General features: G+C 71.0%; 21 protein-coding genes. 6 read left to right on the top strand and 15 right to left on the bottom strand.

All coding sequences use genetic code 11. From position 1 onward, the window contains the following. Nucleotide 1 precedes the first annotated feature (1 nt). Complete coding sequence (locus tag BN4251_RS03705) at nucleotides 2-1,765, bottom strand: hypothetical protein (protein WP_087483792.1); 1,764 nt, start codon at nucleotides 1,763-1,765, stop codon at nucleotides 2-4. Nucleotides 1,766-2,051: 286 nt separating this feature from the next. Here BN4251_RS03705 and BN4251_RS03700 point away from each other — a divergent pair, with 286 nt between their 5' ends. Further along, nucleotides 2,052-2,852, top strand: coding sequence for a hypothetical protein (locus BN4251_RS03700; protein WP_245810180.1), 801 nt, complete (start codon nucleotides 2,052-2,054; stop codon nucleotides 2,850-2,852). A 1-nt stretch (nucleotide 2,853) separates the two neighbouring features. After that, nucleotides 2,854-3,642, top strand: coding sequence for a ferritin-like domain-containing protein (locus BN4251_RS03695; protein ID WP_087483791.1), 789 nt, complete (start codon nucleotides 2,854-2,856; stop codon nucleotides 3,640-3,642). A 67-nt stretch (nucleotides 3,643-3,709) separates the two neighbouring features. Here the strand turns inward: BN4251_RS03695 and BN4251_RS17910 are convergent, their stop codons facing one another. The 4 genes from BN4251_RS17910 to BN4251_RS03675 form a co-directional block, all read right to left on the bottom strand. Beyond that, entirely contained in the window at nucleotides 3,710-4,171 is a 462-nt protein-coding gene (locus BN4251_RS17910) for a hypothetical protein (protein ID WP_140398381.1), read from the bottom strand. Nucleotides 4,172-4,259: 88 nt separating this feature from the next. Next, entirely contained in the window at nucleotides 4,260-4,949 is a 690-nt protein-coding gene (locus BN4251_RS03685; protein ID WP_087483789.1) for a response regulator transcription factor, read from the bottom strand. After that, a complete protein-coding gene (locus BN4251_RS03680; protein WP_087483911.1) occupies nucleotides 4,946-6,526 on the bottom strand; it encodes a sensor histidine kinase in 1,581 nt (526 codons plus the stop codon). Before BN4251_RS03680 ends, BN4251_RS03685 begins: the two co-directional genes overlap by 4 nt. Nucleotides 6,527-6,579: 53 nt before the next feature. Further along, complete coding sequence (locus tag BN4251_RS03675) at nucleotides 6,580-9,969, bottom strand: efflux RND transporter permease subunit (protein WP_087483788.1); 3,390 nt, start codon at nucleotides 9,967-9,969, stop codon at nucleotides 6,580-6,582. Nucleotides 9,970-10,200: 231 nt separating this feature from the next. Here BN4251_RS03675 and BN4251_RS03670 point away from each other — a divergent pair, with 231 nt between their 5' ends. Next, nucleotides 10,201-11,550 (top strand): MATE family efflux transporter, encoded by a 1,350-nt coding sequence (locus tag BN4251_RS03670; protein ID WP_087483787.1) that lies wholly within the window; start codon nucleotides 10,201-10,203, stop codon nucleotides 11,548-11,550. Between the two features lie 27 nt (nucleotides 11,551-11,577). Here BN4251_RS03670 and BN4251_RS03665 read toward each other — a convergent pair whose 3' ends face one another. The 6 genes from BN4251_RS03665 to BN4251_RS03640 form a co-directional block, all read right to left on the bottom strand. After that, on the bottom strand, nucleotides 11,578-12,792 hold the full coding sequence (locus BN4251_RS03665) for a glycine C-acetyltransferase (RefSeq protein WP_087483786.1): 1,215 nt from the start codon (nucleotides 12,790-12,792) through the stop codon (nucleotides 11,578-11,580). A 158-nt stretch (nucleotides 12,793-12,950) separates the two neighbouring features. Next, on the bottom strand, nucleotides 12,951-14,018 hold the full coding sequence (gene tdh / locus BN4251_RS03660) for an L-threonine 3-dehydrogenase (RefSeq protein WP_087483785.1): 1,068 nt from the start codon (nucleotides 14,016-14,018) through the stop codon (nucleotides 12,951-12,953). A gap of 184 nt (nucleotides 14,019-14,202) precedes the next feature. Beyond that, a complete protein-coding gene (locus BN4251_RS03655; protein WP_087483784.1) occupies nucleotides 14,203-16,872 on the bottom strand; it encodes a hypothetical protein in 2,670 nt (889 codons plus the stop codon). 183 nt (nucleotides 16,873-17,055) lie between these two features. Then, nucleotides 17,056-17,910, bottom strand: coding sequence for a PHP domain-containing protein (locus BN4251_RS03650; protein ID WP_087483783.1), 855 nt, complete (start codon nucleotides 17,908-17,910; stop codon nucleotides 17,056-17,058). Further along, nucleotides 17,907-18,278, bottom strand: a complete 372-nt coding sequence (locus BN4251_RS17905) for a hypothetical protein (RefSeq protein WP_140398380.1) — start codon at nucleotides 18,276-18,278, stop codon at nucleotides 17,907-17,909. The genes BN4251_RS03650 and BN4251_RS17905 overlap by 4 nt, the downstream gene beginning before the upstream one ends. Nucleotides 18,279-18,759: 481 nt before the next feature. After that, a complete protein-coding gene (locus BN4251_RS03640; protein WP_087483782.1) occupies nucleotides 18,760-20,295 on the bottom strand; it encodes an MFS transporter in 1,536 nt (511 codons plus the stop codon). Between the two features lie 100 nt (nucleotides 20,296-20,395). Between BN4251_RS03640 and BN4251_RS03635 the strand changes: the two genes are divergently transcribed. Beyond that, nucleotides 20,396-20,947: a TetR/AcrR family transcriptional regulator gene (locus BN4251_RS03635; RefSeq protein ID WP_087483781.1), complete on the top strand. Its 552-nt coding sequence runs from the start codon at nucleotides 20,396-20,398 to the stop codon at nucleotides 20,945-20,947. A 54-nt stretch (nucleotides 20,948-21,001) separates the two neighbouring features. Here the strand turns inward: BN4251_RS03635 and BN4251_RS18580 are convergent, their stop codons facing one another. Both BN4251_RS18580 and BN4251_RS18855 read right to left on the bottom strand, forming a co-directional pair. Further along, complete coding sequence (locus BN4251_RS18580; protein ID WP_245810178.1) at nucleotides 21,002-21,199, bottom strand: hypothetical protein; 198 nt, start codon at nucleotides 21,197-21,199, stop codon at nucleotides 21,002-21,004. Further along, nucleotides 21,196-22,038, bottom strand: a complete 843-nt coding sequence (locus BN4251_RS18855; protein WP_281255304.1) for a transglycosylase family protein — start codon at nucleotides 22,036-22,038, stop codon at nucleotides 21,196-21,198. The genes BN4251_RS18580 and BN4251_RS18855 overlap by 4 nt, the downstream gene beginning before the upstream one ends. Before the next feature lie 326 nt (nucleotides 22,039-22,364). On the opposite strand from BN4251_RS18855, the gene BN4251_RS03625 reads away from it, so the two are divergent. Then, a complete protein-coding gene (locus BN4251_RS03625) occupies nucleotides 22,365-22,817 on the top strand; it encodes a hypothetical protein (protein WP_087483780.1) in 453 nt (150 codons plus the stop codon). Continuing rightward, nucleotides 22,814-23,710, top strand: a complete 897-nt coding sequence (locus BN4251_RS03620; protein WP_245810177.1) for an HTTM domain-containing protein — start codon at nucleotides 22,814-22,816, stop codon at nucleotides 23,708-23,710. Before BN4251_RS03625 ends, BN4251_RS03620 begins: the two co-directional genes overlap by 4 nt. On the opposite strand, the gene BN4251_RS03615 is transcribed toward BN4251_RS03620, so the two are convergent. Further along, on the bottom strand, nucleotides 23,664-24,890 hold the full coding sequence (locus BN4251_RS03615) for a hypothetical protein (RefSeq protein WP_087483779.1): 1,227 nt from the start codon (nucleotides 24,888-24,890) through the stop codon (nucleotides 23,664-23,666). The two genes, BN4251_RS03620 and BN4251_RS03615, sit on opposite strands and share 47 nt — an antisense overlap. Before the next feature lie 24 nt (nucleotides 24,891-24,914). After that, nucleotides 24,915-26,345, bottom strand: coding sequence for an MFS transporter (locus tag BN4251_RS03610; protein WP_087483778.1), 1,431 nt, complete (start codon nucleotides 26,343-26,345; stop codon nucleotides 24,915-24,917). Between the last annotated feature and the right edge of the window lie 2 nt (nucleotides 26,346-26,347).

Here is a 26,347-nt window from a genome sequence, read left to right as displayed (position 1 = left end):
CTCAGGCGCCCTTGAGCGCCGCCTGCAGGGCCGCGACCCGTGCGGCGTCCTCTTCCATCCCCAGGCGCTGCCAGCCCTCGTGGGCGCGCCGGGCAGCCTTCTTCGCCCGCCCCGTCTCGCCGCGGGCCGCGAGCAGGTGGGCGTGGCGGTCATCGAGGTAGGTGGCCCAGTAGCGGGCGCGCTGGTCGTGGCCGGCGGGCATCTCGTCGATCGCCTGCATCGCCTCGCGGCGGCGCAGCTCGCAGTCCTCGGCCGAGACCCCCGGCACCTCCCGCGCGTGGGCATCGCCGGTGGCGAGGAACAGTCCCACCCGCGCATCGACCCGGTGGTCCCACAGGAACTCGGCCGGCAGCGGCGCTCCCCCGCCCCCTTCGCGAGTGCGGCGCTCGATCGCGCGCACGGCCGCGACCACCGGGTCGAGCCGCCCGAGATCCAGCGCACGGCGCATCATCAGTGCGTTCGCCTCGAGCTCGGTGCGGATCAGCTCGCCCTGGGCGGAGGTGGGGGTCTCGAGGTCGTCGGCCAGCCAGCGGGCGTGGGAGGCCATCTGGCGCAGCTCGACCAGTGAGGAGGCGTGGTCGCCGCGCCGCTCGTGGATGCTCGCTGCCAGGCGCGAGGCCTCCAGCAGCGCATGGTGATCCCGTTGTTCCCGGGCGATGGCGCGGGCCTGCTCGAGCGGCACCTGGGCGGCGTCATAGCGCTCGGCCTGCACGCGCTGCGCGGCCACCGCCAGCAACGGCGCGATCCGCAGCGAGTCCCGGCCCAGGGTGCGCTGGAGGGAGGCCAGCCGGCCCGCTGTGAAGGAAGCCTGGGAGGTGGCGCCGGCGGCCATCAGGGCCTCCAGCAGGGAGGTGATCAGGCCGATCCGCAGCGGCGGATCCTCGACGTCATGCAGCGACTCCAGTGCCTCCAGTGCATGGTGCACGGCCGGGAGCGGCCGTTCGCGGAAGAGGGTGCGGGCCAGCACCGCATGTGCCGCGATCACGCTGCGCAGGGGGTCCATGGGGGGCTGCTCGGACTCGGTCTGCTGCTCCTCGACGAGCTCGAGCAGGTCCAGCGCCGCGGTGGTCGCCGCGGCAGGATCACCGGCGCCCTCGAGCGCCTGCGCGAGGCGCACCCGCAGCTCGCGCTCCGGATCCACCAGCAGCTGCTCGCGCACTGCGGGCAGTGCGCTCAGCGCGGCCCTCAGCCGCGCGGCATCGCGCCGCGGATCGGTGACGGCACGGCGCGGGGCGGCGAGCGCGGGCCATTCCAAGGCTCGCACCACCACGAGCATCTCCGGGGGCGCCTCCGGGGTGCGGCCACGGCGGCGGCCGACGCCGGAGCGGCTGAGCGCCTCGCGCGCCGTACTCGGCGCACCGCGTTCCGAGGGCCACCGCTCGAGCAGGACGGACACCGTCGCCGCGGCCTGGGAGGCGAAGCCCTGGCGGTGCAGCAGGGAGACGATCGGGGTGAGCGCGCGCTCGATCCGTGCAGGATCGGCGCTGAGCAGCGCGGCGTGCAGGCCTGCGCGCAACAGGTGGAAGCGGTGCGAGGAGGGGGCCTGTGCCGTACGGAACTCCTCGACCAGGCGGGCGGCATCGCGGGCGTGCTCCGCGTGGAGCAGATCCCAGGCGCGGTGCGCCGCCTCGAGCACGCTGCGGGGGTGCGGCAGCGGCAGCTCGGCGGGGCGCAGGGCGGCCCGGAGGCGACCCAGGTCCGGAAGGTCGTGGCCGACCATGTCACTGTCGGGGCCCGGGAGCGAGGAGGCACCGGGAGTGATCACAGCCTTGAACTTACCAAGCACGGCCCGATCAGCACATGAACACCTGTCCTCCGTACAATGACCGAGGCCCGTACGGGCCAGGTGAGCAGAAGAGGTGGACTGTGGCAGTGGATCTGGCAGGGAGCCCCACGACCTCGTCGTCCCCTCCCCCGACCCCCGATCCTCATGCCGCGATCCGGACCTGGGTCGCCTCCGGGCCGCCCTGCGCCCCGCCGAGCTGCCGCTGCCGCAGCCCCGCAGCGGGCCCTTCGCGGGGCATCTCCACTTCGATCGCACCGTCACCCCCGTGCTGCGCACCGACGTCGACGTCGACGCCTACGTGCGCCGAGGCTCCTCCCGGCTCGAGGTGGACACCGCACTGCTCGTGGCCGAGGCACCGCTCGGACCGCAGGAGCGCCTGGCGCTGGGCGTGCTGCAGCGCCTGGAGTCCTCGGCGCTCGCGGAGTCCCGGGCGATGCTCTCGACGACCACCGGCAACGAGGCCCGGATCACCGCCTTCCTCGCCACCTGGATGGTGGACCGCTTCTGGCAGTCCCGCGCCCTGCGGGATGTGCTCACCGGGGACGCTCCGACCGTCCGGCCGGTCCCCCGGTCCCGGCCCCGCCCCGTGCACGTGCTGCGCAGGATCCACATCGATCGCCTCCAGCCGCTGCTGAGCCCGCTGTGGACGGGCCTGGGCGGCGAGGCCGTCCCCGCCGGGCACATGGCGCGGATGGCGATCCAGGAAGCGTCCCTGCAGGCGGCACTGCTGCTCCTCGCACAGCGGCTCGACGGGGAGGCCCGCCGGGTCCTCGAACTGGTGGCGGAGCGTCATCAGGCCTCCGTCGACTTCTTCACCGCCGAGGCGATCGCCCGGGTGAACCGATCGCGCCGCGAGGCCGCTGCTGCCCGCCTGGTGCTGGCTCTGGGCTCCCCACTCGCAGGAGGCGGGGTGCCCGATCCGGACCTGTCCGCCGCGCTGCGGATCCTCGGCGAGACCGCCGCCGATCGCGCCGCTCTCCGGCGCGCCCGGTTCGAGGTCACGCGCCTACTGCCCGGCCCAGACCTTCCGGACCCACACCTCAGCTCACTGCCGCGAGGAGGATGACATGGCCTTCGACCTCGAGCAGTTCGCACAGACCTCGGTGCCCGTCAAGTACGAGGACCTCGACTTCGACACCTTCGAGTCGCAGCCCCTGGACGCCCAGACGCTGCGCTCGCTGCGCTACATGTGCGACGTCGAGTACCACACCTCCTGCTTCCTGCGGGATCTGCTCGTGACCCCCTCCCATCGCGAGGAGGATGCCGGCGGTTTCATGACCATGTGGAACCGCGAGGAGTTCTGGCACGGCGAGGCGCTGTCGATGGTCCTGGCGCGCCACGGGATCATCGTGGACTACGACGAGGTGAAGGCGAAGCGGGAGAAGCTGGGCTGGATGGGGGCGCTGGGCCCGCTGAAGCAGTCGGTGCTCACCAACCTCGCCGGCACCGACTTCGTGGCCGTGCACATGGTGTGGGGCGCCGCCAACGAGCTCTCCGCGGTGGCGGCCTACCGTCGGCTCTCCGCGATGACCGATCACCCCGCCCTGTCCCCGTTGCTGAAGCGCATCGCCCAGCAGGAGACCCGCCACGTCGCGTTCTACACCACCCAGGGCCGTGAGCGGCTCGAGGCCTCCCAGACAGCGCAGAAAATCGTGCGGATGGTCATGTCCCGGGTCTGGAAGCCCGTGGGCAGCGGCATGATGGACGAGTCCGAGGTGCGGCACGTGATGGGCCACCTCTTCGGCGGCCACGGCGACGAGATGGACAAGCTCGACAAGCGGATCCAGAAACTGCCCGGGCTGGACGGGCTGACGATCTTCCGCAGCGCCTTCGCGCGGCTCGGCGTGCCCGCCTGAGGTCGGGGCCGTCGGGGCCGGAGGCCCGGCCGACGGGTGCGGTGGGAGTCAGGCGCCGCGGCGCCGCTCAGTCGTCATCGTCGTCGTCATCATCGTCGTCATCATCGTCATCGTCATCGTCGTCATCGCAGTCGAGCTCGCCGTCGTCCCATTCGCACACGCCCGAGGGACGCGTGGGCTGTGGCTCGGCGGTGCGTGAGCTGCTGGTGGAGGAGCTGCCGGAGTCCCCGCCGCTCGGCGCAGGGGCCGGGGCGGGCTTCGGCGCCGGCGTGGGTGAGGGCTCGGCCTCCATGGTGCCCACCTCGGGTTCGGATGGCGTGCCGCCTGCAGCACTGGCCTCGGGCAGTGCGATCGCGCCCCCGTCGGCCCCCTGCTCCACGGCGGCGGAGCGGTCCCCGGCAGCAGATTTCTCGCCCACGACGATGCCCTCCCGCGCGGCCGGGAGGCCGTCGGACGAGGGCAGCACGGTCACCGCGATCACCGCGAGCGCGATGACCGCGAGGATGCCGATCACCCGCAGAGTCTTCATGTCAGGCATCATCGCCACCTGCGATGAGATGTCGGTGAAGGCGCCATGAGGGCTCTCTCATCACGGTGGTGACCTGCGACGCAGCAGCTCATGCGGTGGGATCGACCAGCTTGTAGCCGGCGCCGCGCACCGTCACCAGGCGCGCCGCGCCGAGCTTGCCGCGCAGGTACCCCACGTACACGTCCACCACGTTCGAGGCGCCGTCGTAGTCGTAGCCCCACACCTTGGACAGCAGCAGGTCCCGGGTGAGCACCTGGGAGGGGTTCTCCAGGAACACGCGCGCCATCGTGAACTCGCGCGAGGACAGTTCGACCGAGCGGGTCTCGCCGTCCACCGTGCAGGTCGCGATCCTGGAGCGCAGATCCAGCGAGAGGTCCCCCAGCTCGAGCACGTCCGCGCTCACGCTGCCCGCTCCCGCGCTGGCCTCGCGGGCGCGCAGCTTCACGCGGGCCAGCAGCTCCTCGAAGCGGAAGGGCTTGGCGATGTAGTCGTTCGCGCCGCCCTCGAGCCCCTGGACGGTGTCGTCCACACCCGTGCGGGCGGTGACCATCAGGATCGGGATCTGCACGTCCATCGCCCGCAGGGCCCTCAGCACCTGGAAGCCGTCCATGCGGGGCAGTCCCACGTCGAGGATCAGCAGGTCGAAGTCGCCGCTCGAGGCGAGGTCGAGGGCGGAGATGCCGTCCTCCACCACCGTGGAGGCGTAGCCGTTGGCCTTCAGCCCGCGCTCCATGAACCGTGCGATGCGCGCCTCGTCCTCGGCGATGAGGATCCTCATGCCTGGTCCTTCCTGGATGCGGTGGGGGTCTGTGCGGGGCCGGGCCCCTCCGTGCCAGTATCGCCTGCGGGGGCCGACGGGGTCTCACCGTCCGTCTCGGCCCGGTCCCCGGCGGCGAACTGCGGGAACACGATGGTGAAGGTCGAGCCCCGGCCGGGCTGGGACAGCAGGCGCACCACACCGTCGTGACCCTCGGCGATCGCGAGCACGATCGGCAGCCCCAGGCCCGTGCCGGAGCCGCGACTGCCGTCCACTCGGGTGAAGCGCTCGAAGATGCGCCGCTGATCCTCGGGCTCGATGCCGATGCCCTCATCCTGCACGCTCACGTGGATCTCGGGGCCCTCCGGTCCCAGCACCCGGTCCACGCCGAAGCGGATCCGGCTGCCCTCCTCGCTGTAGCGCACTGCGTTCGCGGCCAGCTGGACGACCGCCTGGGTGAGGCGCTGTTCGTCGGCGTCGGCCACCACGTCGACGCTCCGGGCGAGGATCCAGTCGCGCGGGGCGATGTGCTCGATGCGGGCGAAGGCGGAGCGGGTGAAGGCCGCGAGGTCCAGGGGACGGGGCTTGACGTAGTCGGGGCGGGTGGAGGCCGCGAGCTCCGAGAGGTCGCCGACCACGCGCCCCATCCGATCCAGCTCCTCGATCGCGATGCCGTGGGCCTCGCGCACGTCCTCGACGTCGTCGACATCGGTGGTCTCCAGGGTGCCGCGCACGATCGTCAGCGGTGTGCGCAGCTCATGGCCCACATCGCTCATGAACCGGCGCTGCTCGGAGAAACCCGCCTGGATGCGCGCGAGCATCCGGTTGAAGTTCTGCGCGAGCGCGGCGATGTCGTCCCGCTCATCGGGGACGGGCACGCGGTACTCGAGATCCTCGACGGTGATCTGCTCGGTGGCCGAGCGCAGATCCTCGAGGGGACGCAGCAGCCGCCCCGTCACCACGTACCCCACCCAGCCGGCGATCAGCAGGGTGATCACGGACAGCGCCGCGAAGGTGAACACGCTCTGCCACAGGTCGCGCCGCTGGGCGCCGATGTCGTTGGCGACCACGAAGACGCCCTGCGCCTGGTCCCCCTCGACGTTCACCGAGGCGATCAGCACCTGCAGGTCCCGGCCATGCGCCTCGAGCGGCACGATCACCGACCTCTGCGGCTGATGGGCCGCCAGCAGCTTATCGCGCACCTGCGGGGAATCCGGGGAGTCCCGCGGCAGCATCGCGAAGTCCTGCGCCTGCGGCTGGTAGAGCGGCTCGTCATCGAGGAAGGTGATCACGGATTCATAGTCCGACGGGGCCGCGGACTCCGTGGCCTGCAGCAGCACGCTCTCCACCGTGGTGTGCGCCGGGCCGCCGGCCTCATCGGTCGCCTCGGCGATCAGGATCAGCTCGCTGTGCTCCTGCCACAGCTCGGCGTTGATGCGCTGCTCGAGCGCGCGGAACTGCGCCGCGTAGGTGAGCACGCCGGTCACCGCCAGGCCCACCGCCATGAACGCCATCATCACCGTGAGCACGCGCATCCGCACCGACCACCCGCGGGTGAGCAGATCGGTGAAGCGCTGACGCAGGCGCGGCTGGGGCATGGTGCGCATGGTAGGCGACGGGGGCGGGGCTCGGCGCCGCCCCGCCCGTCACGTCAGCCCCGGCCCAGCCGACGCCTGACGATCCCCACGATGCCGCCGCGCTCCTTGAGCGAGCCGCGGGGATCATCGGTCGCCGGAGCCGTGGTCACGGCGGCACCCTGGGCGGTCTCTGCGGTGGCGGTCCGCTCCTGGGCGCGTTGCTGGGCACGCTTCTGCGCCTCGGCCTTCGCGCGCTTCTCGCGCAGCTCGGCCTGGGCGGCCTCCTCGCGCAGGCGCCTGCGCTCCCCCGGGCCCTCGGCCATGCGGTAGAGCACCGGCACGATCACCAGGGTCAGCAGCGTCGAGGAGATCAGGCCGCCGATGACCACCACGGCCAGCGGCTGGGCGATGAACCCGCCGTTGCCGGTGATGCCCAGCGCCATCGGGATCAGCGCGAAGATGGTCGCGGCGGCGGTCATCAGGATCGGGCGCAGGCGCTTCGCGGAGCCCTCGTGCAGCGCCTCGTCGAGGCTCATGCCCGCGCGCCGGTACTGGTTGACCAGGTCGATCAGCACGATCGCGTTGGTGACCACGACGCCCACCAGCATCAGCAGACCGATCATCGAGGGCAGGCCCAGCGGCACCCCGGTGATCAGCAGCAGACCCAACGAGCCGGTCGCCGCGAAGGGGATCGAGACCAGCAGGATCAGCGGCTGGATCAGCGACTTGAAGATCCACACCAGCAGCACGTACACCAGCAGGATCGCGGCGAGCATGGCGACGCCGAGCTGGCCGAAGGTCTCGTCGATGTCCGCGGCGGTGCCGCCCACGGTGGCCTCGACGCCCTCGGGCAGCTCCGCAGCCTCGATCGCGGCGTTCGCGGCCTCGGTCGCGGGCGAGACGTTCTCCCCCTCGGGGGTGACCGACACGGTGACGGTCTCCAGGCTATCCTGGGTGGCGATCGAGGGGCGTGAGAGCTCCTCCTCGACGCTCGCGACGTCCTCGAGCGGGATCGAGCCCATCAGCTGGATGTCCCGCAGCTGGTCGAAGGTCTCGATGCCGTCGCCCGTGGCGACGTGGATGTCCAGCTCGTTGTCGTCCAGCGTGATCGTGCCGACCGCGCCGGGGTACATCTGCTGGGCGACCATGCCGATCACGGCCTCCTCGGTCAGCCCCAGCTGCGCGGCGGCCTCGCGGTCCACCGTCACCACGGCGGTGGGCTGATCGGCCTGCAGGTCGCTGGTGACCTCGGAGACACCGCTGGGGACCGGGTCGAGCTCGGCCAGGAGCGCGTCGTTCGCCTCCTGGCGGGCGTCGGCGGTGGGGCCGGTGATGAGGATGTCCACGGAGTTCGAGCCGGTGGGCGAGGCGATGTCGGCCGCTTCGATCGTGCCGGGCTCCGGCAGCTCCTCGAGCGCGGCGACCATCTCGTCGAGCAGCGCCTGCTGGTCGGCGTCGGGGTCGGTGGTGATCGAGAAGCTGACCTCGTTCCCGCTGCCGCCGCCGAAGCCGAACTGTCCGCCGCCGATGGTGGTCTGCACCGTCTGGACGCCCTCGATCTCCAGCAGCGCCTCCTCGGACTCGGTGGCCTTCTCGGAGGACTGCTCGAGGTCGGTGCCCGCCGGGAGGGTCTGGGTGAGCGAGGCGATGTTCTGGCCGGTGTCGCCGAGGAAGTTGACGTTCACCAGCGGGATCAGGAACACGGTGCCCACGAGCACCAGGATCGAGGCGCCCACGGTGAGCAGGCGGCGCGGGAGGGTGTCCAGGACCAGGCGCAGCACGGGGGCGTACATCCGGTGCAGCCAGGTGCCCTCCTCCTTCGCCTCCGCCTGCTCGCGGATCGCGGCGACCTCGGCGGCATCGTCGGGGTCGACCTCCTCATGACCCTTCGGCACCTTGAGGAACCAGTACGCGAGCACGGGCACGATCGTCAGCGCCACCAGCAGGGAGGACATCATCGCGATGCCGACGGTGAGCGCGAAGGGCCGGAACAGCTCCCCGGCCATGCCCGCGACCACGGCGACGGGCAGGAACACCACCACGGTCGCGAGCGTGGAGGCGGTGATCGCGCCGGCGACCTCCGCGACGCCGTCGAGGATCGCCCGGCGCTTGGTCTTGCCGTAGGCGAGGTGGCGGGTGATGTTCTCGATCACCACGATCGAGTCGTCGACCACGCGGCCGATCGAGATCGTCAGCGCCGCGAGGGTGAGCATGTTCAGCGTGTACCCGGTGACGTACATGCCGATGAAGGCGATCAGCAGCGAGGTGGGGATCGAGATCGCGGTGACCACCGTGGGGCGCACCCGGCGCAGGAACAGCAGGATCACGCCGACGGCGAAGAGCAGGCCCAGCAGGCCCTCCTCGGCGAGCGCGAGGATCGACTCCTGGATGAAGGGCGCCTGGTCGAAGACCACATCGGCCTCGGCGCTGCCGCCGACGCCGGGCAGCTGCTCCGCGAGCACGCTCTCGACGTCCTCGGAGACGTCCACGACGTTGCCGTCGACGGTCGCGGTGACCATCAGCACCAGGGACTCGCGCCCGTTGGTGCGGGAGATCGAGGTGGCCTCCTGGGTGGTGCGCTCGACGGTCGCGACCTCGGCGAGGGTGACCGGCTCGGCCGGCTGCTGCGGCTGTGCATCGGGCTGCGGCATCTGCCCGTCGGCGCCCGGGGCGGCCTGGCCGTCCTGACCCTGCTCGTCCTGCTGAGCCGATTCCCCGCCCTCGGCGGGCATCAGCACGATCTGCTCGAGGCTCTCGAGCGACTCCACGCTCTGGCCCAGCACCACGTCCAGGGTGCGGTCGCCGTCGGTCACCGAACCCCCGGGCAGGGACAGCCCGTGGGCGTCCAGGGCGGTGGTGATGTCGTTCTCGGTCAGGCCGTTCTCGGCCAGCGCATCCTCATCGGGGGTGATCTCGACGATCTCCTGCGGGGCACCGATCACGGCGACGGAGGAGACCCCGCTGACGCGCTCCAGCTCCGGGGTGACCGAGGACTCGAGGCGGGAGGCGAGCTCGGAGGGGTCCAGGTCCGAGGAGACGGACAGCACCACGGCCGGCAGGTCGCTCGTGCCGCCGGAGATGACCTGCGGGTCCGCGTCCTCCGGCAGCTGACCCTCGATGCGGGACAGTGCGGCGTCGACCTGGTTGGAGGCGCGCGCCACGTCGCTGCCGTAGGTGAGCTCGACGGTGACCATCGACATGCCGGCCTGCGAGCTCGAGGAGGTGCCCTCCACGTTCTCGAGCCCGCTGAGAGACTGCTCGACGGGCCCGGTGATCCGGTCGCGCACCTGCTCGGAGCTCGAGCCGGGTGCGGTGGTCATCACCTGGATCTGGGGCAGGGAGACCGACGGGATGAGCTCCTGGCGCATCGTGGTCATGATGAACACGCCGATGATCGACACGGCGATGCAGACCAGTGCGATGAAGGACCGGTTGTTCAGGCTCAGCGTGGCCAGGCGGTTCATCCTGCTCCTCAGGGGATCGTCTCCGACGGGGAGGTACTGCCCCGCCGTCCCGCGCAGGGAACGAGCGTCATGTCCTCCGCGCGCACTCTCTCACGGGTTCCTGGACGGAAGGATCCGACGAACGTCGGAACCCTCGTCGCACAATGGACGAGTGCCCTCCCTTCCCGCCTTCCCCGCCCGCGCCGCCGCTCGGCCCGTTCACGCCCCGCACCCGCGAGGTCTGCTGCGACGATGAGCGCTGCTGACGGACCGCGCGAGGAGCGTGCGCGGCGGACGGTCGACCGCGACATCCTGCGCCTGGCGATCCCGAGCCTCGGGGCACTGATCGCCGAGCCGATGTTCCTGCTGGTGGACTCGAGCTTCATCGCCAGGGTCTCGACCACCTCGCTGGCCGGACTGGGCCTGGCCTCCACGGTGCTCACCACGATCGTGGGCCTGGCGATCTTCCTGGCCTACTCCACCACCGCCGCCGTGGCGCGCGCCTTCGGTGCCGGCCGCCATCGCGAGGCGATCAGCCGCGGCATCGACGCGTGCTGGCTCGCGCTGCTCGTGGGCGTCCTGTCCACCCTCGGCCTGCTGCTGGCCGGTGAGCCGCTGCTGGATGCCTTCGGCCCCTCCCCCGAGGTGCTCGCCGAGGGGCTCGTCTACCTGCAGATCAGCGCCTGGGGACTGCCCGCGATGCTCGCCGTGCAGGCCGCGACCGGGCTCGTGCGGGGGCTGCAGGATGCGAAGCTGCCGCTGATCGTGGCGGTGGGCGGGGCGCTGGCGAACATCCCGCTGAACGCCGTGCTGATCTTCGGGCTCGACCTCGGCATCGCCGGTTCCGCGATCGGCACCATCGTGTGCCAGTGGGGAATGGCGCTGGTGCTGCTCGGGGTGATCGTGCGCCGGGCCTTGGACGAGCAGATCCCGCTCGGGCTGAACGTCTCGAACCTCGTGGCCGTGGGCCGGGACGCGGTGCCGATGTTCGTGCGCACTCTCGGGCTGCGCGTCGTGGTGATCACCGCGACGGTGGTCGCGACCCGGCTCGGCGACGTGCAGCTCGCCGCTCATCAGCTGGCCACGACCGTGTTCGCGATGCTCTCCCTCGCTCTGGACTCGCTCGCGATCGCGGGGCAGGCCCTGACCGGCCGCTATCTCGGCGCTTCGGATCCGCGCACGGTCCACGCCGTCACCCGGAGGCTGATGCTCTGGGGCGTGCTGGGCGGCGCGGTGGTCTCCGTGATCCTGCTGGCGGGCAGCTACGTACTGCCCGAGCTGTTCACCCCGGATCCCGCGGTGCAGGAGAGCCTGCGCGCCGCGCTGTGGGTGCTGGTGATCACCCAGCCGATCGCCGGGTACGTGTTCGTGCTGGACGGGGTGCTGATGGGGGCGGGGGACGCCCCCTACCTCGCGAAGGTCGGCTCGGTGATCGCGCTCGCGATCATGCCCGGTGCGGCGCTCGTGGCCTGGTGGATGCCGGCGGGCCCGCTGGGTCTGGCGATGCTGTGGCTGGCCTGCAACTTCCTGTTCATGGTGCTGCGCGCGGTGAGCCTCGGACTGCGGGTGCGCACCGACGCATGGATGCGGCTCGGCGGCTGAGGCCGAGCCGCACCGCACAGGCTGGATTCAGCCCTGGACGACCTCGCGGGAGGCGACGAACGCCGCGACCACGGCCTCGATGTCCTCCTCGGTGTGCGCGGCGGAGAGCTGCACCCTGATCCGAGCCTGGCCCTGCGGCACCACCGGGTAGGAGAAGGCGGTGACGAACACGCCCCTCTCGAGCATGGCATCTGCCATCCTCCCGGCGAGCGCCGCGTCCCCGAACATGACCGGCACGATCGCGTGCTCGCCCGGAAGCAGGTCGAAGCCCTCCTCGCTCATCCGCGCGCGGAACAGCTCGGCGTTGCGGAACAGGGTCTCGCGCAGCTCGCCGCTGCCCTCGACCAGCTCGAGCGCGGTGAGGGTCGCGGCCACGATCGAGGGAGCCAGTGAGTTGGAGAACAGGTAGGGCCGGCCCTGCTGGCGCAGCATGGCGACGATCTCGCGGCGGCCCGAGACGTATCCGCCGCTCGCCCCGCCGAGCGCCTTGCCGAAGGTGCCGGTGTAGATGTCGATGCGGTCCGAGACCCCGAAGTGCTCCGGCGTGCCGGCGCCGGTCTCCCCCATGAAGCCCACCGCATGCGAATCGTCCACCATCACCAGCGCCCCGAACTCCTCGGCGAGGTCGCAGATGCCCTCGAGCGGGGCGAGGTAGCCGTCCATCGAGAAGACGCCGTCGGTGACGATGATGGTGCGCCGCGCGCCCTTCCCGTCATGCAGCGCGGCGGCCGCCTCGAGCTGGGTGCGCAGATCCTCGAGGTCGGCGTTGCGGTAGCGGAACCGGGCGGCCTTGGACAGTCGGATCCCGTCGATCAGCGAGGCGTGGTTCAGGGCATCGGAGATGATCGCGTCCTCCGCGCCGAACAGCGGGCCGAACACGGCGCCGTTCGCGTCGAAGCAGGAGGAGAACAGGATCGTGTCCTCGGTGCCGAGGAAGGCGGACAGCGCCTGCTCCAGCTGCAGGTGAAGATCCTGCGTGCCGCAGATGAACCGCACCGAGGCCATCCCGAAGCCCCGCTCGTCCAGCGCCCGCTTCGCCGCGGCGACGATCTCCGGGTGATCGGCCAGGCCCAGGTAGTTGTTGGCGCAGAAGTTCAGCACCTCGGCGCCGTCCCGGCCGAGAGGTCCGGCGGTGATGCGGCCCGACTGCGGGGTGGAGATGACGCGCTCGTGCTTGAAGGTGCCGGCCTGCTCGATCGCCTCGAGCTCGGCGGTGAGCTGGTCCTTGAGATCGGTGTACATCGTGGTGGTTTCTCCATGCGAGGTGGTGAACGGTGTGTGAGGGCGATAGCGGCAGTTTCCCGTGCGGTGACGAGAAAAGTACCGCCCGGGTGGAACTTCTCGCGCCGCGGCGAGCGGGCCTGCGGCGGGTGGCCGTGGCATGCGCCCGTGCCGCGGGGTCAGCTGTCCAGGGTGCTCCAGTCCAGCACGACCTTGCCGGCGGTGCCGGCCTTGGCGATCTCGAAGCCGCGCTGCCAGTCCGCGGCGGGGAGCACGCCGGTGATAGTGCGCTCGATCGCAGCGCGCAGCACCTGGGAGGTGCTGAGCATCGCGGACATCGCGTTCCAGGTCTCGAACATCTCCCGACCATAGATGCCCTGCAAGGTGAGCATGCGGGTGACGACCATGGTCCAGTCGATCTCGAACTGCTGGGCAGGCAGCCCCAGCAGCGCGATGCGCCCGCCGTGGTTCATGTTCTCGATCATCTCCTGCAGGGCGCGCGCCTGCCCGGAGATCTCCAAGCCCACGTCGAAGCCCTCACGCATGCCGAGCTGGCGCTGCGCGTCGCGCACCTTCATGCTCGCCACGTCCAGCACCACGTCGGCGCCGCAGCCCTCCGCCATCGCCAGGCGTTGCGGGGAGATGTCGGTGATGGTGATGTAGCGGGCCCCGGCGTGGCGGGCGACGGCTGCGGCCATCTGCCCGATCGGGCCGGCGCCTGTGATCAGCACGTCCTCCCCCACCAGGGGGAACTTGAGCGCCGTGTGCACGGCGTTGCCGAGCGGATCGAAGACGGCTCCGAGCTCGGGGCTGATCAGGTCCTCGCCGCCGCCCGACTCATGCACCCACACGTTCTGGTGCGGGAGGGTCACGTACTCGGCGAAGGCACCGTCACGCTGCACGCCGACAGAGCGGGTGCGGATGCACATCTGGCGTCGGCCGGCGCGGCAGTTGCGGCACATGCCGCACACCACGTGACCCTCGCCCGAGATGCGGTCGCCCACCCTCACGTCGGAGACCTCCTGCCCGACCTCGACCACCTCGCCGTAGAACTCGTGGCCCGGGGTGAAGGGCACCGTGTCGCACATGGTCTGCGCGGAGGTGTCCCAGTCCAGGATGTGCAGGTCGGTGCCGCAGATCCCGGTGCGCAGCACCTTCACCGTCACGTCCCAGGGACCGCAGCCGGGCTCGGGGACGGTCGTCCACTCCAGGCCCGCTCCGGGCGCCGTCTTGCGCAGTGCGCGCATCTGCTCTCCTCCTCGAGACTGTGCGATCGCGCCGACCGGGGCGGCGCCGGGCCCAAGGTATCGGAGATCGGGGCACGGAGAGTCCGCTTCGGTCCCGACGAGGAAGATCCCGGCCCCGACGCCTCTGCGGGGTCGGGACCGGGATCTTCGCGGCATGGCCGCTCAGCGCGGCACTGCGGTCAGCTCACCAGCACTCCACGGTGAGGGTGCCGTCCTCCGCGAGGGTCACGGTGCCGCTGACGTGGAATTGCATCGCGACCGTCTCGTCGGTGGGCTCGTCGTCCTCGCTCCAGCCCTCCTGCTGGTAGGAGAACGTGGCCTTTCCCAGTCCCCCGTCACTGGACAGGGTCCAGCCCTCTCCCCTGTAGTCCTTCTCGAGCTTCACCGTCGGGTAGGAGTCGACGGTCCAGGAGCCGGAGCCCTCGACCATCCAGCTGGGTGCCCATGCGAAGGGGCACCCGTCTCCCGGAAGGGGGTCCTGGGACGTGGCGCACTCGTCGATCACGGCGTCGACCTGGGACTGGACCTCGGTCAGCCCAGAATCGTTCAGGGTGTAGACCGGGGCGGCGCGCAGCTCGTACCACTCGTCCGGGTCTGCTGAGACGAAGACCGTGCTCTCCTCGGCGTCGACGAACTCCGAGGATGCCGGCAGGCCCACGGTGTACTGGCCCGGCAGCACGGCGGCGACGGCGAAGCCGTCCTCGACGGCAAGGCTGTCCACCGCCACCTCCTGGCCGTTGACCAGGATCGAGGTGGTGCCGGAGGGGATCTCCATGCTGAGGAAGGCGTACTCGGTCTGGCCCATCTGCCAGTCGGGGAACACCAGGGCCGCGCGACCGGCCCGCTCGACGTGGAAGACGCGCGTGGTGGTCACGCTGTCCTGCGTGACGCGTGCGGTGACCAGGTATCCCTCATCCCCGTCGCTCTCGGAGCCGGTGATCTCGAACCCGCTGATCCGCTCCCCGGCCGCGCCGGCGATCGCGTCGGTCAGCAGGGCCTGCTCCGCGGAGGGCGCGTTCGGCGCGGAGATCTCCACGGCGGTGGAGGCGTCCCCCTCCTGCAGAGCGCTCAGGTACTGCTCGACCTGCTTCTCCGGGGAGTACAGGGTGCTCGAGACAACGTTGAAGGTGATCGTCAGCCCTGTGACCAGGACCAGTGCGGCGCCGACGGCGATGCCGCCGCCGATCAGGAGCTTGCGCGCCGCCGGCGACAGCGGCACGGGCGCCGGTGGCTGCTGGACGTCACCCGCAGCGGCACCATGCATCGGCACGGGCGCCGGCACGGACTCCGCGGCCGCCGGGGCGCCCTCTGCGGTCGCCGAGGTGGCACCGGTGCCGGGCACCGTGGCACCGGCGGCCGCCGGAGCCAGCGGACGCCGGAACCAGGACAGGGCCCTGCCCGGCAGGTAGGGCGCGACCAGCGGTGCCACGAAACGGGAGAGCAGCTCCACGAGCACACCGGCGACGCCCGCGAGCAGCGGCGTCCACGCGGCGAGACCGAGGGACGCACCGAAGCGCTCGTTCTGCAGGAAGCCGCCGGAGACGGCGAACTGCATCGAGACCACGCCGAGGATCATCAGCGCCAGCGCCCCGATGAAGTAGGCGATCGGGAGCGCCGCCCACGAGACCGCGAGCGCGATCACGTTGCCGGGCACCACCTGGCGCTGGTGCTGCCACAGCAGCGAGGCGATGCACAGGCCCACGGGGATGAGCACCAGCGCGCCCAGCCACGCGTACCAGGGCATCGAGAAGACAGAGATGTACTCGCTGCCGGAGAGACCGCCCGCCAGGAAGTCGAGCATGCCCGCGCCGCGGGAGGTCGCGCTGAGCGCAGACAACATGTCCAGGCCCGTGAGGTACGAGAGCACATAGCCGCCCAGCAGCGGCAGCAGCAGGATCACGTAGATCACCGGCGGCATCTCGCCGTTCACCAGCGCCTGGATGGTGGTGACCACGGCGATCGCGAGGAAGGCGACCACGGTGACGAGCAGGGCATGGACGGTGGCGAGCTTGAACCCGGCCGCGAGGTCGGTGAGCAGGGGCCACCAAGCGGGGCGGGACCGCAGGCTGACCCTGCCGAGACCGTGCGCGATCGCGATCAGGAAGAACGCGCCGAAGAAGGAGTCGAAGCCCGCGGCATGCAGGCGCAGCGTGATGCCGTCACCAAGCGGGAGGGGCTGCGCGAAGATCAGCGCCGCGAGCACCGTGACCAGGGCGACCGCGAAGCCGGCGACGACGGCGGACACCCAGATGCCCAGCTGCCCGCCACCCTGACGACGCTGCACGAAGCGCCCGCCGTAGAAGCTCAGCAGCACCATCACCAACGTGATCATGGCCGGCAGGAGCCGGACCGAGAGGCTCGCGCTCACTCCCTCGATGGTGGCCGAGAAGCCCAGGCCGCCGAGCATGGCGAGAGCGACCAGCTGGAAGGGGAAGCGCAGCGCCATGGCGACGCCGCTGAGCGCCTCCTCGGGCCCGAGATCCATGCTCTCGAGCGAGGCTTCCACGGGGTTGCCGATGCCGGTGAGCATCGCGGCGACCGCGACCAGCACGATGGTCACGATCGCCATGACGATGCCGCCGGCGTAGGTCGCTCCGCCCACTGCCAGCGACGGCAGCGGATTGATCAAGCCTGCGGCGCCGAGCTTCTTGCTCAGATCGGCCGCGGTCAGGCCCGTCGCGGCCGGAGCCGCTGCGGGCTGCGGCGCGGAGTCCGGCGAACCGAACTGCGGAGCCTGCGGAGCGGAGTCCGGCGACCCGAACTGCGGGGCCTGCGGCGGCTGCTCTCCTGAGTGCTGCGAATCCTGCGAGTGCGGATCCGTCGGCGGGGTCTGCCCGTCGCCCGGGACCGTCATGGGGTTCCCCTTCGTGTCGTCGAATTGATGCGGAGCGTCATGGGCCCGATCCTCGACAGCGCGACAGGGCGCACCTCAGCGCGCTGTCGTCATTCAGTTCCCACCCAGGATTCCCCCACGACGCCCCCAGGCTACCCTCATCCCCCTGGGGAGCGGGCTGGCGTGAGACGGAGAAGACCCTGCTCAGCGCCGCCAGAGATCCTGGGCACGGCCGCCGGCACGGAACCCGAAGCTCTCGACCATCGCGACCGCCTCGGGGAAGCCGTGGGCGAGAGCGTAGGTGGTGTGCGCGTCACTGCCGAAGCTGATCGCGCGTCCGCCCTCCTCGGCCCACCACTGAGGCATCCACGGCCAGAGCCGGCGGGTGTTCATCTCGAGCGCCCGTCCGCTGGCCGCGATCGCCCGCATCGCGGCGCGGAACTCCTCCTCGAAGGCACGGGGGTCGACGGGCCCGCCCTCCTCCGCGGGCCAGTACCGCAGGGCATAGTCGAGATGGGTGACGATCTCGAAGGGCTCGTCCCCCGCGACCAGTGCGGGGATCTCGGCGAGGTAGCGGCGCAGCACCTCGCCCGCGGGCAGGCGGCGGAACAGGGTGTTCGGCTCGGCCCGCCCGCCCTCGAACTCGAGGGTGTGCAGGGAGCCGAGGATCCGATCGAAGCGCGTCAGGTCCAGCTGCTTGCGGGCGGCGCCCATGCGCAGATGGGGCTGGCCCATCTCAAGCCCGGTGCCGATGTGCAGCTGCGGGAACATGGCACGGCAGCGCTCGATCGCCTCGAAGTAGCCGTCCGCGTCGAAACGCGGCACGGCGACCACTCCGTCGGCCCCCACCAGGTGCTTCTCGTGGTCGCCGAAGTCCTCGTGATCGGTGAACCAGGCGTCCTCGAGATCGAGATGCTCGGTGAAGAACAAGGCGGGCAGCCCGATCCGCACCGCGCGGGCACAGGTGGCCTCCATCGTGCCGCGTGCGGCGGAATCCGGCCCTCCGGTGTCCCAGGAGAACTCGCTGTGCACGTGGCTGTCGGCGGGGAGGCTGCTCATGGGGTCAGGGTGGCACGTCGCCGAGCAGGGCCGCAGGGTGGTTCACCGCGGCCAAGCGTCTTCGCTGGTGCGATGAGAACCGAACCGCATGTCCGATTTCCATGTTTTTCCCGCTTTATCCGGCAGGCTTCTCCGTGATCGGCATGCACCAGGGGCAGACCCGCCCCGGGCCTCATCCGGATCCGATCGCCCGAGATCTCTCTGCCCCTGGGGACCACGATGACGCCCACATCGAGCCCCTCGAGTTCCCAGGCCACGCGGCGGAACTCCTCGGCGCTCGCAGAGCAGCCCGCGGCGAACAGCACGATGCCCGGTCGCTGCGCGCGCACCAGATCCAGCAGGTCTGACTCGACGCCGAGGACAGGCACCTCGGCCTCGTCCTGGGGCAGATCTCGGGCCCGCGGCAATCAAGCGGGGATTGACCGCACCGGAGACCAGGATCGCGAGCATCCAGGCATCGACGATCACAACAGTGAGCCGCAGCGCGGACTCCGACAGTTACGGTGCCGGGTTCAGGAAGGCCAGGCTCTGCCTGATCACCAGCGCGATGGACCCGACCGTCCTCGCTGTGCGCGGCAGCAGTGCCACGTGTGCCTCCCGATGCTGAGCTCAGTACCGGTTCGGGCGTGCGGTCGGGAAGCTCGTCCCGTCGTCGCGACGAAACGCCCGGCACCCGTATTGCCCGGCTTGCCCCTATAGCCCGAGTCGGGACAGCGCCGTGCGGGCACGCAGAAAGAGAGGTCTGGTGCGCACGAGCTTCCTCGGACCCAGGCCTCCCCCGCGCGAACAGCATGAACAGGGGGTGCTCGACGCCGCAGTGCCCCGCCCGCCGCCCACGCGCACGCCTCGTCAGCGCGCGCCGCGCAGCGTCCGGTGCGCGACGAGTGCCGCGATCACCATGAGCACGGCGCCGATGGCGCCGGTGACCACCACGCCGGAGTCGAAGGCGCGGTGGGCGGAGTCCAGCATCGGGCCGGCGACCCGTTCGGGCAGGCGTTCGGCGACGGCGGTCGCGCCGCCGAGGGTCTCGGAGGCCGCGGCGCGCTCGACATCGCTCAGCTCCGCCGGCAGCTCGACGCGGGAGCGGTAGGCGAGGTTCAGCAGGCTGCCGAGCACGGCAGTGCCGAGCACGGCGCCCGTCTCGTACGCGGTCTCGGAGATGGCCGAGGCGGCCCCGGCACGGTGCGCGGGCACCGCGGAGAGGATGAGATCGTTGCTGATCGTCTCTGCCGCGCCCACCCCGGCCCCGAGGAGCGCGAAGGCGATCACCAGCATCAGGTCGGAGCCCCAACTGCCGGTGAGCGCCACCATCACGAAGGCCACGGCGTTCAGCAGCAGGGCGAGGGTCGCCACGGTCGCGGGGGCGAGGCGGCGCACCAGGCGCACCGCGAGCAGGCCGGCGAGGATGGTCACGACCAGACCGGGCACCAGCAGCAGCGCCGCATTCATGGGCGAGTGGCCGCTGACCAGCTGGAGGTGCTGGGAGACGAAGTAGAGGAAGCCCACCAGCGAGAAGACGCTGAGCAGGTTCGCGCTCACCGCGCCGCTGAACACCGGGCGCGTGAACAGGGAGACGTCGAGCATCGGCTCGGGACGCGAGAGCTGGCGGCGCACGAAAGCGACACCCGCCACGACGGCGACCGCTGCGCAGAGGATCACTGTCAGGTCGAGCCCGCGCACGGCGGCGGTCTTGATCGCAAAGACGAAGGGGGCCATCGCCAGCAGCACGAGCAGCACGCTGAGCGGATCCACCGGCCCGGGCGCCGGATCACGCGACTCGGGGATGAGCACCGGGCCCAGCAGGAGCAGTGGCAGCATCACGGGCACCGCCATGAGGAACACCGATCCCCAGGCGAAGTTCTCCAGCAGCAGCCCGCCGACGACGGGGCCGAGCGCGGCCCCGGCCGAGAACCCGGCAGCCCAGATCGCGATGGCGGTGCGCCGCTGGGTCGGATCCTCGAAGAGGTTGCGGATCAGGGAGAGGGTCGAAGGCATGAGCATCGCGCCGAACACGCCCATCAGGGCACGGGCGGCGATCAGCGTGGGCGCGTCCGGTGAGAAGGCGGCGAGCGCCGAGACCAGGGTGAACCCCGTGCCGCCCACCAGCAGCAGGCGTCGGCGGCCGAGGCGGTCGCTGAGAGAACCCATCGGCACGAGCAGCCCCGCGAGCACGAGCGGGTAGATGTCCACGATCCACAGCAGCTGCTGGCCGGTGGGGGCGAGGGCCTCGGAGATCGCGGGCAGGGCGAAGGCGAGCACGGTGTTGTCCACCGAGACCAGCAGCACGGGGAGCATGAGCACCGCGAGAGCGAGCCAGGGGCTGCGGGCGGGGCGCGCGAGGGTCTCGGTCCGGGTATCGGGCTGCACGGGGGGCCTCCGGGGCATGGCGGGAGCGCTCCGCCGAGGTGCGGAGCGCCACCACACTAAACCGTCCAGACGGTACAGTTCAATGGTCGGCGACTCCTCCCGCAGTAAGGTCGGTCTCATGTCAGCTCGCGATGCCCTGCTCGACGCCTACCAGGCGACGCTTCTCGAGGACGGGCACCGGGCCACCACCCTCGCGGTCGTCGCCGCCCGGGCCGGGGTGTCCAAGGGCGGGCTGCTCTACCACTTCGCCTCGAAGGAGGCGCTGGCGGAGGGGCTGATCACCAGGATGGACGCGCTGCTGGAGGAGGACGTCGCAGCGATGGCCGCCGCGCAGGAAGGCCCCTCGCGTTACTACGTGCGCACCTCGGTGTGGACGGGCGGCGACTTCGATCTCGCCTTCGTGGCGGTCGCCCAGCTCGCCCAGGAGTCGCACACCGGTGCGCAGGAGGCGATGCGACGCGCGCGCGAGCGATGGCTCGAGCTGATCCGGGCCGAGGTGGGCGAAGAGGCCACCGCCCGGGCAATCCTGCTGCTGGGCGATGGCCTCTACTTCGATGCCGCACTGGGCGGCGCGGCGGAGCCGTCGGGCGGGCTGTCCACCTCGCCCGAGGAGCTGATGCCGATCGTGGACCGACTGCTCGCGGCCTCCGAGAGCGCGCGTGCCCGCTGAGTGCACGAGGGCCCCGCGGCGCAGGGACCCTGCAATGGAGCGCGGACCTGTGGCTCAGCCGTTGAGGAACTGCTGGAGCGCCTTGACGGTGGAGTAGCTGGTGCGGAAGTCCCACACCCCGTTGTTGCCATGGCCCATCGCGGCGCGGAGCTTGCGGGTGGTCTCGGCGCCGATCTTCCCGTCCGGGACGGCACCCACCTTGGTCTGCAGCGCCTTGATGTCCGAGGTGGAAAGAGAGCCGTCCTGGCTCACGCCCACCCAGGCCTGGAGCGCGCGGGTGGTAGCGGGTCCGAACTTGCCGTCCACCACGAGGGTGCGGCAGCGTCAGAGGTGTAGAAGAGACAGCCGCTGTTGAGATGCTGCTGGAGCGCCTTGACGGTGGAGTAGTTGCTGCGGAAGTCCCACACGCCGTTGCTGCTCAGGCCGATCGCGGCGCGCAGCTTGCGGGTGGTCTCGGCGCCGATCTTCCCGTCCGGGACGGCACCCACCTTGGTCTGCAGCGCCTTGATGTCCGAGGTGGACAGAGAGCCGTCCTGGCTCACGCCCACCCAGGCCTCGAGGGCGCGAGTGGTCGCCGGGCCGAACTTGCCGTCCACCACGAGGGCGCCGGGGGAGGTGCGCTCGGCATCACGGGAGGCGGAGCCGCCGCGATCGCCGGGTTGCGCGTTCGGATCAGCACCGCCGTTGGTCTTGGTCAGGCCCGCGCGCTTGCCGCAGGTGGGCCAGGCGCCGGGGCCCTGCTGGTGCAGGGTGCGCTGGGCGACGGCGATCTGCTCGGACTTGGTGGCCTGGTGGGCGTTGCTCGCGTACTCGTGCCCGCCGAAGGCCTTCCAGGTCGAGGGCGAGAACTGCAGACCGCCGTAGTAGCCGTTGCCGGTGTTGATCGACCAGTTGCCGGTGGACTCGCAGTGGGCAACCTTGTCCCACACGCTGTCATCGGCGGTGGCGACGCCGCCGCCTGCCACGCTCGCTCCGGCGGCGATCACCGCACCACCGGTGGCGGCGGCGATCCTCGGAGCCACGCGCACGTTGCGGAAGTACACGGCGGAGCCATCGGCACGATGAGTAGGGACACGGCGGGGCACAGACATCTGAGGCTCCTGGGGGAAGTGAGCATGGTCGATGCACTCACCGTGCCCCGGATCAGGCACTCCAGGGCGCCCGAGACCAGTTTCAGACCACTTGTTTTAGAGAACTTTTACCCAGAACGACGATTTCTCGAATCACACACACGGAATTACTGAGTACAAGGTCAGGTGGGGATTACCGGTCGCCGGTGCCCGTCCGTCGTTCGCGGGTCGCTCGTCGTTCATGGGTGATGCCGATCCTCCGCCCCTTCCCGGGTTCGGACAAGGCACCACGCCGCACGCTCCGGGCCCGGCGCAGCTGGCTCGCCGGATCCCGATACCCTTCCCAGGTGCCCTCCACGACCCCGCTCCCCCTGGCCTCCCGGGCCTGGCGACTGCTGGCGGTGCTCGGGTGCGTGGGGGTGCTGCTGGTGGGCGGGCTGACCCGGTCGAACGACCTGTTCCCCTTCGGGGTGCTGGATCAGTTCTCCACCGGCACCGATCCGAACGGCGAGGTGGTCAACACCTGCCTGCAGGGCGTGCGCGAGGGCGAGGAACCCTTCGACATCCCCTTCGGGCAGCGGACCGTCGGCATCGAGCGGGCCGACGTGGAGAACAACCTCCGCAGCATCGAGGCGGATCCGCAACTGCTGGCCCCGCTCGCCGCCGAGCACGACAGGCGCCACCCCGAACAGCCGCCGCTGGATGCGCTCATGCTGTGCCAGCGGATCACCACGCTGAAGGACGGCACCGCGCACGGGGAGGACGAGTTCGTGGAGGTCGTGCGATGGGAGGCGCCGTGAGGGGGTTCCTCTTCCCGGCGCTCCCGCTGGCCCGGATCCGGGTGCTGCGGGTGATCGTCTACGCCTTCGTGATGCTGGACGTGCTGACCTTCTCGCGCGATGTGCTCTCCCATGCCGACAACGCGGGGTTCTACACGCCGCTCGCACTCGCGCGGCTGCTGCACCTGCCGCCGGTGACGGCACCGGTGGCCTGGATGCTGCTGGCCGTGATCCTGGCGGGCTGCGCCGCAGCGATCGCGGGATGGCGGCCGAGGCTGACCGGCGCGGTGGTCGCGGCCGCGTTCTGGGTGTGGATGCTCTACAGCAACTCCTACGGTTACATCGCCCATGACCACATGGCGCTGATGGTCGCGACCGCCGTGCTGCCCACCGTCGGCGGTGCCGCACGGCCCGAGCTCGAGGGCTCGCTGGAGGCTCCTGCGCGCAGCGAGGCGGCGGGCTGGGCGCTGAGGGCGATCCAGATCGCGGTGGTGTGCACCTACTTCTTCTCGGTGATCCCGAAGATCCTGTACTCGGGCTCCCTCGCGAACTGGGGCAACAGCGCGATCCTCACCTGGGCCTCGATCCGTCGCGGCAGCCCGCTCGCGCACCTGCTGGTCGAGCACGCGCCGTGGGTGTTCGTGCCGGCGCAGTGGGCCGGGCTCGCGCTCGAGGCCCTCTCCCCTGTGGTGCTGTTCCTGCGCGGCCGGGCCCTGCACCTCGCTGTCGTGCTCTACCTGGGGTTCCATCTGTCCACCCTGGTGCTGCTGGGGATCCACTTCCTGCCCACGGTGATCTGCTGGGCGGCGTTCCTGCCGCTCGAGAAGCTCCGCCTGCCGCAGCGGGTGGGCGGGCGGTCGCCGTCGCTCACGCGCAGGAGCCCGACCACTCCTCGATCTCGTCCTCGTCGCTGAGCATCAGGATCCCGGTCACGGTGCCGGTCTCGGCGTCCATGCAGAGTGCGTAGCTGAAGGACGCCGCATCTCCGGATCCATCCGACCGGTACCGCAGCTCACCGGAGGGGTCGATGTACGCGATGCCGACGACGTCGAAGGGGACGTCCACGCCCGGTCCTCCCTGAGGAGCGAAGTGCGCCGCGGCACCGCCCCACACCTGCCAGAGCAGTCCATCGGCGCTCGAGTGCACGATCTCGAACTCGGGCTCCTCGAGGAGAGCCCACTCCCCTTCGGCGCTGACTCCCGGCGCCTCGAACGGACATCCCTGCGGAGCGGGCGAAGTGCTGCGCAGACAGTCCGCGAGGTCGGCGTCGATCTGGTCCCGCACCTCCTGCTCCCCGTCCTCGGTGAGCTCGATCTGCAGATCCCGCGCGGGCTTGCGCCAGGCCCCGAAGGTCATCGGCGCTTCGAGCGAGAGCGTCGCGGTCTGTGTCCAGTGGCTGGAGCGGAGGATGCTGAGCTCGTAGCCACCGGGCAGCAGTTGCAGTGCCAGCTGCGGCGAGCGGCCCGGTGGTGCGGGCTCAAGCGCCTCGATCGGCAGTGAGACTCCGTTGAGCGTCATCTCCTCGACACCGAAGGGCACATCGATCACGAACTCGGGCAGGGCGACCGGGTCCAGCTCCCAGGCGACGGGTGCGAAGGCGCTGTCGGAGCGAGAGCTCACCGCGAACGCGACGGTCTCCGTGGAGGCACCGCCGTGCAGCAGCGCGGTGACCGTCGCGGTGTCGCCGCGGACCTCGACCCCGGCGATCTCGAAGGACTCGAGGCGGCCCGTGGCAGCGCGCAGGATCTCGGGCGTGAGAGCGGCGGGGCTGGCGTCCGGGGCCTCCTCGACGGCCGTGCGCACCTGCTCCGCATCGCCCTCCACGACGGCCTGGAGGAAGTCCGTGACCGCGCGCTCGGGTGCGCTCGAGGTGGTGAGCAGCCGGGGCAGCCCCACGGTCAGCGCGGCCACCAGCAGCGTCGCCGCCGTGATCGCGAGGATCCGGCGAGCGCGCGGCGAGAAGCGCGACGAGGAGGGCGGCGGAGCGCCCGTTCCCCCATCGGCGGTGCCTGGAGCGGTCGCCGGATGCCCGGCCTCGTCCCAGCCGAGGCTCAGCCCCCGGCCCCGCTCACGGTCGCGTCCTCGCGGCCCCATCCGGTCTCCTCCCCGGGGCGTGGTCTACAGCGCTCCCTTGCCGAGCTTCTCCCGGGCGCGGTCCGCGAAGCTCACGCCCATCGCCGCCAGGGTCAGGGCCATGATGATAGCGATCGCGATGATGAACGCCTCGAACCAGGCATGACCGCCCTCGGTGAGGGAGAAGATGATGCCGGGGATCATCGCAGTGCCGATCGCGGCGCCCGTGCGCTGGCCCAGCTGCAGGATCCCGCCGGCCACGCCGCCGAAGCGGGGGTCCACGGAGTTCAGGGTGAGGGTCTGGTTCGGGGAGATGGTCATGCCCTGGCTGAGGCCCATCAGCATCAGTGGTGCGGCCAGCCACCAGAAGGCGATCATGCCGTTCTCCACGAAGCCGGCGAGGATCCCGGTGCCCAGCAGGCCCAGGAAGGCGATCCCGAAGCCCACGATCACCATGCGCCGGCCGAGGGTGAGCACGTAGCGGCCGGCGATCTGTGAGGAGAAGGCGGCCGCGATCGAGGAGGGCAGGCCCATCAGCGAGGCCTCGAAGGCGGTGTGGCCGAGGTGCATCTGCAGGTAGAGCGGCACGATGATCCACACGCTGGTGGCGCCGAGGAAGTACACCGAGACGATGAGAATGCCGTTGCGGAACGCCTTGTTGGAGAAGATCGCGGTGTCCACCATCGGCGGGCGGCCGGCGCGCTTGTAGCGCTGCTCCCACCACCACCACACGCCCAGCACCACGAGACCGGCGGGGAAGCACAGCCACACCAGGGCGCTCGTGCCGCGCTCGAGGAAGGGCAGCATCACGCCGAGGATCGCGATGCACAGCAGCAGGCTGCCGATCGGGTCGAGGTCCGGCCGGGCCTTCCCGCGCGCCTTGTCATCGGGGATGAACCTGAACGCACCGGCGATCGCGAGCGCGCCGATCGGGACGTTCATCAGGAACATCCAGCGCCAGCCCTGGTCAGGGCCGAGGATCTGGATCAGCAGCCCGCCGATCACGGGGCCGACGGCGGTCGCGACCGCGACCGTGGTGGCCAGCAGCGCGAAGGCGCGGGCGCGATCCTGGCCGCGGAAGTGCTGCTGGATCAGGGCGACCGTCTGCGGGTTCAGCAGGCCCGAGCCGAGGCCCTGCAGGATGCGGGCGATGTTCAGGGTCTCGACGCTGCCTGCGAAGCCGGACAGCAGCGAACCGAGGGTGAACACACCGACACCGATCACGAACATGCGGCGACGCCCCGTGGCATCGCCCGCCCGGCCGGCGGGGACCAGCAGCATGCCGAAGGCGAGCGCGTAGCCGGAGATCACCCACTGGAGCCCGCCGGAATCCGCCTCGAGGCTCTCCCCGATCGCGGTGAGGGCGACGTTGATGACGCTCACGGCGATCAGGGCCATGAACAGCGGGGCGAGGAGGACGGCGAGCAGGGGCTTGCGACGCACCGGAGGAGTCGGCGCGCTGGGGTCGGGGATCACCC

Source organism: Brachybacterium massiliense (assembly GCF_900184245.1).
Lineage (GTDB): Bacteria > Actinomycetota > Actinomycetes > Actinomycetales > Dermabacteraceae > Brachybacterium > Brachybacterium massiliense.
Note: the sequence above shows the minus strand (reverse complement) of the source record. Positions and strands in the feature narration are given on the sequence as shown.

Coding starts and splice junctions, on each gene's coding strand:
- BN4251_RS03695 (WP_087483791.1), top strand. CDS start 2,854: ATGGCCTTCGACCTCGAGCAGTTCGCACAGACCTCGGTGCCCGTCAAG.
- BN4251_RS03640 (WP_087483782.1), bottom strand. CDS start 20,295: ATGCCCCGGAGGCCCCCCGTGCAGCCCGATACCCGGACCGAGACCCTC.
- BN4251_RS03670 (WP_087483787.1), top strand. CDS start 10,201: ATGAGCGCTGCTGACGGACCGCGCGAGGAGCGTGCGCGGCGGACGGTC.
- BN4251_RS18855 (WP_281255304.1), bottom strand. CDS start 22,038: ATGTCTGTGCCCCGCCGTGTCCCTACTCATCGTGCCGATGGCTCCGCC.
- BN4251_RS03650 (WP_087483783.1), bottom strand. CDS start 17,910: ATGAGCAGCCTCCCCGCCGACAGCCACGTGCACAGCGAGTTCTCCTGG.
- BN4251_RS03615 (WP_087483779.1), bottom strand. CDS start 24,890: ATGGGGCCGCGAGGACGCGACCGTGAGCGGGGCCGGGGGCTGAGCCTC.
- BN4251_RS03685 (WP_087483789.1), bottom strand. CDS start 4,949: ATGAGGATCCTCATCGCCGAGGACGAGGCGCGCATCGCACGGTTCATG.
- BN4251_RS03680 (WP_087483911.1), bottom strand. CDS start 6,526: ATGCCCCAGCCGCGCCTGCGTCAGCGCTTCACCGATCTGCTCACCCGC.
- tdh (WP_087483785.1), bottom strand. CDS start 14,018: ATGCGCGCACTGCGCAAGACGGCGCCCGGAGCGGGCCTGGAGTGGACG.
- BN4251_RS03665 (WP_087483786.1), bottom strand. CDS start 12,792: ATGTACACCGATCTCAAGGACCAGCTCACCGCCGAGCTCGAGGCGATC.
- BN4251_RS03635 (WP_087483781.1), top strand. CDS start 20,396: ATGTCAGCTCGCGATGCCCTGCTCGACGCCTACCAGGCGACGCTTCTC.
- BN4251_RS17910 (WP_140398381.1), bottom strand. CDS start 4,171: ATGAAGACTCTGCGGGTGATCGGCATCCTCGCGGTCATCGCGCTCGCG.
- BN4251_RS03655 (WP_087483784.1), bottom strand. CDS start 16,872: ATGACGGTCCCGGGCGACGGGCAGACCCCGCCGACGGATCCGCACTCG.
- BN4251_RS03675 (WP_087483788.1), bottom strand. CDS start 9,969: ATGAACCGCCTGGCCACGCTGAGCCTGAACAACCGGTCCTTCATCGCA.